Annotated in this window: 9 protein-coding genes; 7 read left to right on the top strand and 2 right to left on the bottom strand. The window is 67.9% G+C overall.

The window, feature by feature from the left end:
- Positions 1-88: 88 nt before the first annotated feature.
- Entirely contained in the window at positions 89-1,087 is a 999-nt protein-coding gene (locus tag SSP08S_RS08120; protein ID WP_019067078.1) for an NADP-dependent oxidoreductase, read from the bottom strand.
- A 122-nt stretch (positions 1,088-1,209) separates the two neighbouring features.
- Here SSP08S_RS08120 and SSP08S_RS08115 point away from each other — a divergent pair, with 122 nt between their 5' ends.
- On the top strand, positions 1,210-1,674 hold the full coding sequence (locus tag SSP08S_RS08115) for a MarR family winged helix-turn-helix transcriptional regulator (RefSeq protein ID WP_019067077.1): 465 nt from the start codon (positions 1,210-1,212) through the stop codon (positions 1,672-1,674).
- Positions 1,675-1,706: 32 nt separating this feature from the next.
- Here the strand turns inward: SSP08S_RS08115 and SSP08S_RS64770 are convergent, their stop codons facing one another.
- Entirely contained in the window at positions 1,707-2,468 is a 762-nt protein-coding gene (locus tag SSP08S_RS64770; RefSeq protein WP_078532370.1) for an SCO2400 family protein, read from the bottom strand.
- Between the two features lie 223 nt (positions 2,469-2,691).
- On the opposite strand from SSP08S_RS64770, the gene SSP08S_RS08105 reads away from it, so the two are divergent.
- From SSP08S_RS08105 to mmsB, 6 genes are all read left to right on the top strand, one after another.
- Positions 2,692-3,849, top strand: a complete 1,158-nt coding sequence (locus tag SSP08S_RS08105; protein ID WP_019067075.1) for a mandelate racemase/muconate lactonizing enzyme family protein — start codon at positions 2,692-2,694, stop codon at positions 3,847-3,849.
- Positions 3,846-4,850, top strand: a complete 1,005-nt coding sequence (locus SSP08S_RS08100; protein ID WP_019067074.1) for a zinc-dependent alcohol dehydrogenase — start codon at positions 3,846-3,848, stop codon at positions 4,848-4,850. The genes SSP08S_RS08105 and SSP08S_RS08100 overlap by 4 nt, the downstream gene beginning before the upstream one ends.
- Positions 4,851-4,972: 122 nt before the next feature.
- Entirely contained in the window at positions 4,973-5,947 is a 975-nt protein-coding gene (locus SSP08S_RS08095) for a hypothetical protein (protein WP_019067073.1), read from the top strand.
- Positions 5,948-6,243: 296 nt separating this feature from the next.
- On the top strand, positions 6,244-7,356 hold the full coding sequence (gene chvE, locus SSP08S_RS08090; RefSeq protein WP_019067072.1) for a multiple monosaccharide ABC transporter substrate-binding protein: 1,113 nt from the start codon (positions 6,244-6,246) through the stop codon (positions 7,354-7,356).
- A 47-nt stretch (positions 7,357-7,403) separates the two neighbouring features.
- Positions 7,404-8,954, top strand: coding sequence for a multiple monosaccharide ABC transporter ATP-binding protein (gene mmsA, locus SSP08S_RS08085; RefSeq protein ID WP_019067071.1), 1,551 nt, complete (start codon positions 7,404-7,406; stop codon positions 8,952-8,954).
- On the top strand, positions 8,951-10,195 hold the full coding sequence (mmsB, locus tag SSP08S_RS08080; RefSeq protein ID WP_019067070.1) for a multiple monosaccharide ABC transporter permease: 1,245 nt from the start codon (positions 8,951-8,953) through the stop codon (positions 10,193-10,195). The genes mmsA and mmsB overlap by 4 nt, the downstream gene beginning before the upstream one ends.
- Positions 10,196-10,258 lie beyond the last annotated feature (63 nt).

Genomic DNA, 10,258 nt, shown 5'->3' with positions numbered 1-10,258 from the left:
GCGCGGGCGCCTACCCAACACCGGCCCACCTCCGCAGGCGCCCACCAACACCGACCCACCTCCGCAGGCGCCCACCAACACCACCCGCTCAAAGCTTGACGATCATCTTCCCCGTGTTCTCCCCCCGCAGCTGCCCCAGGAACGCCTCAAGGTTGTTCTCGATCCCCTCGACGACGGTCTCCCGGTACTTCAACTCCCCGGAAGCCACCCAAGCGCCGACCTCCCGGACGAACTCCGGCTGAAGGTCGTAGTGGTCGCCGACGAGGAAGCCCTCGATGCGCCCCCGGGTCTGGATGAGCCGCCCGAGGTTCTTCGGCCCGGGAGCCGGCTCGGTGCTGTTGTAGACGGAGATCATGCCGCAAATGGCAATGCGCCCACGCTCGTTCAACGAACCGATCGCGGCCTCGAGATGGTCGCCCCCGACGTTGTCGAAGTACACATCGACACCACCCGGAGCAGCCTCGCGCAGCTGCTGGCTCACCGGCCCGTTCTTGTAGTTGAAGGCAGCGTCGAACCCGTACTCCTCGACCAACAGCTTCACCTTCTCGTCGGACCCGGCGGACCCGATGACCCGAGACGCCCCCTTGAGCTTGGCGATCTGCCCGACCTGGCTGCCGACGGCACCAGCCGCACCGGAGACGAAGACCGAGTCGCCCTCCTTGAAGGAGGCGGTGCGCAGGAGCCCGGCGTAGGCGGTGAGGCCGGTCATGCCGAGGACGCCGAGGTAGGTGGAGAGCGGGGCGAGGTCGGGGTCGACCTTGACGGCGCCCTTGGTGTCGATGGTCGCGTACTCGCGCCAGCCGCCGAAGTGCAGTACGTGGTCGCCGGCGGCGAACCCCTCGGCGTTGGACTCGACGACCTCGCCGACCGCGCCGCCCTGCATGACCTTGCCGAGCTCGAACGGGGCGACGTACGACTTGGCGGCGCTCATGCGGCCGCGCATGTACGGGTCGACGGAGAGGTACTTGTTCCGCACCAGCACCTGGCCCTCGCCCGGGGTACGGGTCTCGGTCTCCACCAGGGCGAAGTCCTCGGGCTTCGGCCAGCCGACCGGACGGCTGAGCAGGTGCCATTCGCGGTTGATCATCACAAGCGCCTTTCTTCGTGTCTCCGTGCACTCCGTGCGGGGAGCCTCAAATACTTCAGTACCTGAAACAACCATGCCTCTGAATATTTCATGATGTCAAGTAACGGGGTACGCTGGAGCGCATGTCCACACCCGAAAAGACGCGCTCCGAGACGCGCTCCGACAAGACGCGCCGCGCCGACCCCGTGACCCTGGAGGTCGTCGAGCTGATCGGCGATGTCGTGGCGCGGTTCTACGAGGACTACGAGGAGGCGGCGGGCGACCACTCGCTGACCGGCGCACAGGCGCGGCTGCTGAGCCTGCTGTCGCTCGAGCCGCTGCCGATGCGCAAGCTGGCGCAGAAGCTGAAGTGCGAGCCGTCGAACGTCACCGGGATCGTGGACAGGCTGGAGACGCGGGGCCTGGTGGAGCGCCGCCCGGATCCCGCCGACCGGCGGGTGAAGCTGGCGGCGGCGACGGACGAGGGGCGCCGGGTGGCCCGTAGCCTGCGCGAATCGCTGCGCTTCGCCCGAGAACCACTCGCCGGGCTGTCGGACGACGAAAGACTGGCACTCCGAGGCCTGCTACGACGGATGCTGGAAATCTGACCGTTCAGGCCTGGATGCCCAAGCCGAACGGCTCAGGAGCACCACCACAGGATCTGTTTGCACGTCTCCGAAGGCGACGGCGTGGGACTCGGTTCCGAGGACGAGGGCTCCGAGGTCGGAGTGGTCGTCGGATCCGTCGTGGAGGTCGACGTGGGGGACGTGTTACCGGCAGCGGTCGTCGGCTTCAACGACGCGGACGGACTCTTCGTCCCCTTCCCGGACTCCGAAGGCGAAGCCGACCGAGAAGCCGACGCATCCGGAGACGCCGAACTCGCACCCGCCCCCGCGGTCTTCGTGTCGCCCAAGGGCTCGGCCGTACCGCTCGCCTCCGAGGACGCCGCACCTTCCGCCGACGCGTCGCCCGGCGTCGCGGGTTTCGAGGTCGAGAACGGCGCGTCGGTACCCAGCTCGGCCAGGCTCAGCCCGCCGGCCGCGAGTACGAACCCGGCCGTGACCAGCAGCACCCGGCGCCGCCGCCGACGATGCGCGGCGGCCTTGCGATCGCGACGACTCGCGCTTGGCGCGTCCGGTTCCTCGGTGTCGGTGTCGGCGTCGCTGTCACGCCGCCCGCGGTTCTTCCGCCGTGCGGCCCGCCCCTCGTGTTCGCCGCCGGGCTCCTCGTCCGACTCGCCGGAGTCGGAGGCTCGGTCGCCCCCGCCGTCCGTTTGCGAACGCACGTCAACCCCCGCATCGTAGGCAGGAGTTGATACGACGGGCTTTTCGGCGGACGCGCCGCACCCCGGGCACGCGAGGGCGCCGTTCAGGTGCCGGCCGCAGGGGTGGCAGTAGTCCATGACGCCCGAAGACTAAGTTCCCCACAGGTAACGTTCATAGTCACGGCTGTGAAAATTGTGCAAGGAACCGGTCGCCCGCCCGGATCTTCGATCGACCCCGTGCCGAAACCGTTACTTGTTCGACCCATTGACACCCCAGCCCCGCCGTCCTTACTGTCTGCCCAGCATTTCGAACGTGAGCCGAAATTTCGAACAGCACCGAAGAGCACAGGGGGCATCTGCCGTGCGCATCACGGGAATCAGCACGCACGTGGTCGGGACGCCATGGCGCAATCTGACGTACGTCCAAGTGCACACCGACGAGGGCGTCACAGGCGTCGGCGAGACCCGGATGCTGGGCCACACCGACGCGCTGATCGGTTACCTGCGCGAGGCCGAGGCAAACCACATTCTCGGTTCCGACCCGTTCGCCGTGGAAGACCTCGTGCGCCGGATGAAGTACGGCGACTACGGCCGTGCGGGCGAAATCGTCATGTCCGGCATCGCCGTCATCGAGATGGCCTGCTGGGACATCAAGGGCAAGGCCCTCGGTGTGCCGGTGTGGCAGCTGCTCGGCGGCAAGGTCACCGACAAGGTGAAGGCGTACGCGAACGGCTGGTACACCACCGAGCGGACCCCGGAGGCCTATCACAAGGCCGCCCAGGGGGTCATGGAGCGCGGTTACAAGGCGCTGAAGATCGACCCGTTCGGGACCGGACACTTCGAACTCGACCACGAGCAGACTCTGTACGCCGTCTCGCTCATCGAGGCCGTACGGGACGCGATCGGTCCGGACGCCGAGCTGATGCTGGAGATGCACGGCCGCTTCTCGCCGTCCACCGCGGTACGGCTGGCGCACGAGCTCGCACCCTTCAAGCCGGCCTGGCTGGAAGAACCCTGCCCCCCGGAGAACCTGAAGGCGCTGGAGAAGGTCGCCGCGAAGGTGGACATCCCGGTCGCCACGGGTGAACGCATCCACGACCGCGTCGAGTTCCGCGAGCTGTTCGAGAGCCAGGCCGTCGACATCATCCAGCCCGACGTCGGCCACATCGGCGGCATCTGGGAGACCCGGAAGCTGGCCGCGACCGCCGAGGCGCACTACGTCCTCGTCGCCCCGCACAACGTCGGCGGGCCGGTGCTGACCGCCGCCTCGCTCCAAGTCGGCTTCTCCACCCCGAACTTCAAGATCCTGGAGCACTTCAACGACTTCGCGGACGCGGAGATCAAGAAGGTCGTCAAGGGTGCCCCGCAGGTGATCGACGGCTACTTCCACCTCTCCGACGCGCCCGGTCTCGGCGTCGAGCTGGACGTCGACGCGGCGGCCGAATTCCCGCAGCAGCAGGCCCGGTTCGACCTCTGGGCGGACGGCTGGGAGCAGCGCAAGCCGAAGGGCTCGAAGTGAGCACCGCGGTCGTCGTCGCGGGACCGGGCGAGCACAGCCTGGTCTCGCACGAGCCCCGGCAGCCGGACGCGGGCGAGGCGCTCGTGCGCGTCCACGCGGTCGGCATCTGCGGCAGCGACCGCGAGGTGTACCAGGGCAACAGGCCCGAGGGTTACGTCCGTTACCCCCTCACGCCGGGCCACGAGTGGTCCGGCACGGTGGAGGCGGTCGGCGCCGGGGTGCCGTCAAGTCTGGTCGGCCGCAAGGTCGTTGGCGAGGGTTTCCGCAACTGCCAGGTGTGCGACCGGTGTCACGCGGGCGAGACGACGTTGTGCTCGGCGGGCTACGAGGAGACGGGCTTCACCCAGCCCGGCGCGATGGCCACCACCCTCACGCTCCCCGCCCGGCTGCTCCATGTCCTCCCGGACGAGGCCGACTTGACTGCGGCGGCGCTGCTGGAGCCGGCGGCCTGCATCGCGGCGGCGGCGCTGAAGGCGAACGCGCGGCCGGGTGAGCGGGTGGCCGTGGTCGGCACCGGAACGCTCGGCATGTTCGCGATCCAGTTCCTCAAGGCGAACTCCCCGGCCGAACTCCTGGTCGTGGGCTCCCGCCCGGACCGCGCGGCCCTCTCCGAGCAGTTCGGCGCCACGGACTTCCGTACCAAGAACGAACCGCTCCCCGACGACTTCGACGTGGTGATCGAGACCGCCGGCTCGGCGGACGCGGCCCGTACGGCCGCCGCGCTGCTGAGGCGCGGCGGACGCCTGGTCCTGACGGGGATCCCCGCGCCGGGCGCGGAGGGTCTCGACCCGACCGATCTCGTCGTACGGCAGCTGGAGGTGCACACCGTCTTCGGGGCACCGCCGGACGCCTGGGCGCACACGGTGCGGGTGTTCGGGGCGGGGTTGCTCGATCCGCTTCCCCTGGTCACCCATGAGCTTCCGCTCGCCGAGTTCCCGCAGGCCATCGAGCTGGTGGGGTCCGGCGATCCCAAGGTCGGCAAGGTGCTGCTGCGGCCGTAGGAAACCCCCAGCCGTACGTCGGCACGGGGTGTCCTGACCACTCCGTGCCGACGTACCACCACAGTTTTTCTCTACCCCGAGCCGCGAACCGCGTCCGAAATACCGAACACGAAGGACAGCCAGTGACCGACACCGCGACGGCAGCCCGCAGGCCCGGGGAGCAGGCGCTCTCCGCGCTCGGCCTGGGCGCGCCCGCCCTCGACCCCGCCGACGCCTCGCCGCACACGTTCCCCGGCGGCGGTCGCTGGCGCACCGAGATCCCCTCCTGCGAGGGTCCCGAGGCGCTGGCGGTCATCCTCAAGGAGTCCTCGCGCCTCGACGTGCCGATCCACCGGATCAGCCAGGGCAGCGGCGTGTGGATGCTGACCGACTCCGAGATCACCGAGATGGTCGAGGCGACGGCCGAACGCGACATCGAGCTCTGCCTGTTCACGGGTCCGCGCGGGACCTGGGACATCGGTGGCTCGGTCCGCTCCGACTCGCGCGGCGGGGGTCTGCGCGCCCGGGGGCACGACGCGGTCGCCGGGTGCATCGAAGACGCCGTGCGGGCAACGGAGTTGGGCGTCAAGTGCCTGCTCGTCGCCGACGAGGGGGTGCTGTGGACGCTGCACCGGGCGCGGGTCGCCGGGATCATCCCGACGGACACGACGCTCAAGGTGTCGGCGCTGATCGGGCCGGTCAACCCGGCCGCGTACGCGGTCTACGAGCAGCTGGGCGCGGACTCGTTGAATGTGCCCAGCGATCTGACACTCGATCACCTCACCGAGATCCGGCGCGTCTCGGCCGCCCCCATGGACATGTACATCGAGGCGCCGGACGACCTCGGTGGCTACATCCGGATGTACGAGGTCGCGGAGCTGATCCGCCGCGGGGCCCCTCTGTACCTGAAGTTCGGCCTCTCCAAGGCCCCCGGTATCTACCCGTGGGGCACCCACCTCCGTGACGTCACCCTCGACACGGCGCGCGAGCGAGTACGGCGAGGGCGGCTGGCTCTCGACCTCCTCGCCCGGCACGGCGCGGAGGGCGACATGGCTCCCCTGGGTTCCAGGTTGCCGGGCGCTCTCAACCGCTTCCCCGCAGAGAGTGCCACGGCCTGACCGTCGGGGGCCGCGGGTGCGTGGGGGCTGGTCGCGCAGTTCCCCGCGCCCCTCTAAAACACCGTGCGTTTAAGGGGCGCGGGGAACTGCGCGGCCGGCCCCCACCGGGCCGCACCACACAACACAACCGGCACCACCGAAGCCCGCACCACCCGCGCCTCTTGAACACCACCCAGCATCCAGGGGCGCGGGGAACTGCGCGGCCAGCCCCCACCGCCCCGCACACACAACTCGACCGCACCACCCCCACACACTCGCTGCACCTCTCAACGACGAGAAGAATGAGGCCAGTTCACATGCGCATCCGCAGAAGTCGCGCCCTCCCCCTCATAGCCGGCGCCGCCACCCTCGCGCTGTCCCTGTCCGCCTGTGGACAGAGTGGCTCGGGCGGCAGCAAGGAGAAGGAGACCAGCGCCAAGGGCGGCACGATCGGCATCGCGATGCCGACGAAGTCCTCCGCGCGCTGGATCTCCGACGGCGACAACATGGTCAAGGACCTCAAGTCCAAGGGCTACAAGACCAAGCTGGTCTACGGCGAGGACGACCCGGACACCCAGGTCTCCCAGATCGAGAACATGATCACCCAGGGCGTCAAGGGCCTGATCATCGCGGCGATCGACAACAAGTCCCTGAACAACGTGCTCCAGGAAGCCGCGTCCGCGAAGATCCCGGTCATCGCCTACGACCGCCTGATCCTCGGCACGAAGAACGTCGACTACTACGCCTCCTTCGACAACACGAAGGTCGGCGTGCTCCAGGGCACGTACCTCATCAAGAAGCTCGGCCTGGACAGCGGCAAGAACGGCCCGTTCAACATCGAGCTGTTCGCCGGCTCGAACGACGACAACAACACCAAGTACTTCTTCAACGGCGCGATGAGCGTGCTCCAGCCGTACATCGACCAGAAGAAGCTGGTCGTCAAGTCCGGCCAGACCGAGCTCAACAAGGTGACGACCCTGCGCTGGGACGGCACCAAGGCGCAGAACCGTATGGAGGACATCCTCACCGGCTCGTACAAGACCGGCCGGGTCGACGCGGTGCTCTCGCCCTACGACGGCATCTCCATCGGCATCCTGTCCGCGCTGAAGTCGGACGGCTACGGCTCGGCCAGCAAGCCGCTGCCGGTCATCACCGGCCAGGACGCCGAGCTGGCGTCGGTGAAGTCGATCATCGCGGGTGAGCAGACGCAGACCGTCTACAAGGACACCCGTGAGCTCGCCAAGGTCGCGGACACGATGATCGACGACGTGCTCAACGGCAAGACGCCGCAGACCAACGACACCAAGACCTACGACAACGGCACCAAGGTCGTCCCGGCCTATCTGCTGCAGCCGGTGAGCGTGGACAAGTCCAACTACGAGGACGTGCTGGTCAAGGGCGGGTACTACACGGACGCGCAACTCAAGTAATTCCGCGGCCAGTTACCCGACCCCACACTTGATTGGAAGGCACGACCATGGCGGGACCCGTCCTGGAAATGCGCTCGATCGTCAAGACCTTTCCCGGTGTCAAAGCGCTCTCGGACGTCACTCTGACGGTCCGTCAGGGCGAGGTCCATGCCATCTGCGGTGAGAACGGCGCCGGGAAGTCCACCTTGATGAAGGTGCTCTCCGGCGTCCATCCGCACGGCAGTTACTCGGGCGACATCCTCTTCGAAGGGGAGGAGTGCCGCTTCCGCGACATCCGGGCGAGCGAGCACCGAGGCATCGTCATCATCCACCAGGAACTGGCGCTGGTGCCGTTCCTGTCGATCGCCGAGAACATCTTCCTCGGCAACGAGCACGCGACGCGCGGGCTCATCAACTGGAACGAGACCCTGCGGCACGGCACCGAACTGCTGCGCCGGGTGGGTCTGAGCGACCACCCGGAGACCCGCGTCGCCGACATCGGCGTGGGCAAGCAGCAGCTGGTGGAGATCGCGAAGGCGCTGTCGAAGAAGGTGAAGCTGCTCATCCTGGACGAGCCGACGGCGGCTCTGAACGACGAGGACAGCGGCAAACTCCTGGATCTCATCCTGGAGTTGAAGAAGCAGGGCATCACCTCGATCATCATCTCCCACAAGCTGAACGAGATCCGCAGGGTCGCCGACTCGGTGACGATCCTGCGCGACGGCCGCTCGATCGAGACGCTCGACGTGAAGGCGCCGGAGACGACCGAGGAGCGGATCATCTCCGGCATGGTCGGCCGCGACCTCGACCACCGCTTCCCCGAGCGCACCCCGTACGAGGGCAAGCCCGAGGCGGCGCCCGCGCTGGAGATCCGCGACTGGACCGTGTTCCATCCGATCGACCAGCAGCGCAAGGTAGTTGACGATGTGTCAATAAATGTGCGCAGGGGCGAGATCGTCGGCATCGCCGGACTCATGGGCGCCGGCCGCACCGAACTCGCCATGAGCGTCTTCGGGCGCTCCTACGGCCGCTTCGCCGGCGGCACGGTCCTCAAGGACGGCCAGGAGATCCGCACCAAGTCCGTCGCGGAGGCGGTCGGACACGGCATCGCCTATGTCACGGAGGACCGTAAGCACTACGGCCTGAACCTCATCGACACGATCAACCGGAACATCTCGCTGGCCGCCCTGGGCAAGGTCGCCAAGCGCGGTGTGGTCGACGAGCAGGAGGAGCGGCAGGTCGCCGAGCGGTTCCGCACCTCGATGAACATCAAGGCGCCGACCGTCTTCGAGCCGGTGGGCAAGCTGTCCGGCGGCAACCAGCAGAAGGTCGTCCTCAGCAAGTGGATCTTCGCGGGTCCCGAGGTGCTGATCCTGGACGAGCCCACGCGCGGCATCGACGTGGGCGCCAAGTACGAGATCTACACGGTCATCGACCAACTCGCCGCCGAGGGCAAGGCGGTGGTCTTCATCTCCTCCGAACTGCCGGAGCTGCTCGGCATGTGCGACCGCATCTACACGATGGCGGCGGGCCGGCTGACCGGTGAGGTGCCCCGGGCCGAGGCCACGCAGGAAGTGCTGATGCGCCAGATGACGAAGGACAAAGAGGTAACGCGATGAGCACGGACGTCACCGACAAGATCCCGGCCGCGGCACCGCCGGGCAAGGACGGATCGGGCGCGGGCGGCGGCCTGTTGCGGCTGGTGCTGGACGGACTGCGGCGCAACATGCGGCAGTACGGCATGCTGATCGCCCTCGGCCTGATCGTGATCCTCTTCGAGATCTGGACCGGCGGGGACCTGCTGCTGCCGCGCAACGTCTCCAACCTGGTGCTGCAGAACAGCTACATCCTGATCCTCGCGATCGGCATGATGCTCGTCATCATCGCCGGGCACATCGACCTGTCGGTCGGTTCACTGACCGCGTTCGTGGGCGCCTTCGCGGCGGTCCTGATGGTCAATCACCAGGTCCCGTGGCCGGTCGCGCTGGTGCTGTGCCTGCTGATGGGCGCCGTGGCGGGCTCGGTACAGGGGCTGTTGATCGCCTACGCGGGCATACCGTCCTTCATCGTCACCCTCGCCGGCATGCTGCTCTTCCGCGGCCTCACGGAGATTCTCCTCCAGGGCCAGACGCTCGGCCCCTTCCCGGGCGGCCTGCAGAAGATCGGCAACGGCTTCCTGCCCGCGGTCGGCCCGAACACCAACTACCACAACATCACGCTGCTGCTGGGCCTCGTGATGATCGCCGCGGTGGTGTGGCAGGAGTTCCGCGACCGGCGCCGGCAGCAGGAGTTCTCGCTCGACGTACCGCCGACCAAGCTGTTCCTGCTCAAGCTCGTCGCGATCGTCGCCGCGATCCTCTGGCTGACCCTGCTGCTCGCCAGCTACGACGGCGCGCCGATCATCCTGATCATCCTCGGTGTCCTGGTGGCCGGTTACGGCTACGTGATGCGCAACACCGTCTTCGGCCGCCACATCTACGCGATCGGCGGCAATCTGCCGGCCGCGAAGCTGTCCGGCGTCAAGGACAAGCGCGTCACCTTCCAGGTGTTCCTGAACATGGGCGTGCTCGCGGCCCTGGCGGGGCTGGTCATCACCGCCCGCCTCAACGCGGCCTCGCCGAAGGCGGGCGACGGTTTCGAACTGGAGGCCATCGCCTCCTCGTTCATCGGCGGCGCCTCCATGAGCGGCGGTGTCGGCACCGTCCTCGGTGCCATCATCGGCGGTCTCGTCCTCGGCGTGCTGAACAACGGCATGAACCTCCTCAGCGTCGGCACCGACTGGCAGCAGGTCATCAAGGGCCTCGCCCTGCTGACCGCGGTCGGCTTCGACGTGTGGAACAAACGCAAGTCCGGATCGTAACTTCAGCCCGGGCCCCGCACGTCTGTCGTTCGCACAGCACGGCGGGGCCCCTTCCATGTGCAG

The organism is Streptomyces hokutonensis (assembly GCF_000376565.1).
In the GTDB taxonomy this organism is placed as follows: Bacteria; Actinomycetota; Actinomycetes; order Streptomycetales; family Streptomycetaceae; genus Streptomyces; species Streptomyces hokutonensis.
The sequence above is the reverse complement of the archived record's forward strand: the minus strand, read 5'-3'. Positions and strand labels throughout refer to the sequence as shown.

Coding starts and splice junctions, on each gene's coding strand:
- mmsB (WP_019067070.1), top strand. CDS start 8,951: ATGAGCACGGACGTCACCGACAAGATCCCGGCCGCGGCACCGCCGGGC.
- mmsA (WP_019067071.1), top strand. CDS start 7,404: ATGGCGGGACCCGTCCTGGAAATGCGCTCGATCGTCAAGACCTTTCCC.
- SSP08S_RS08120 (WP_019067078.1), bottom strand. CDS start 1,087: ATGATCAACCGCGAATGGCACCTGCTCAGCCGTCCGGTCGGCTGGCCG.
- SSP08S_RS08115 (WP_019067077.1), top strand. CDS start 1,210: ATGTCCACACCCGAAAAGACGCGCTCCGAGACGCGCTCCGACAAGACG.
- SSP08S_RS64770 (WP_078532370.1), bottom strand. CDS start 2,468: ATGGACTACTGCCACCCCTGCGGCCGGCACCTGAACGGCGCCCTCGCG.
- chvE (WP_019067072.1), top strand. CDS start 6,244: ATGCGCATCCGCAGAAGTCGCGCCCTCCCCCTCATAGCCGGCGCCGCC.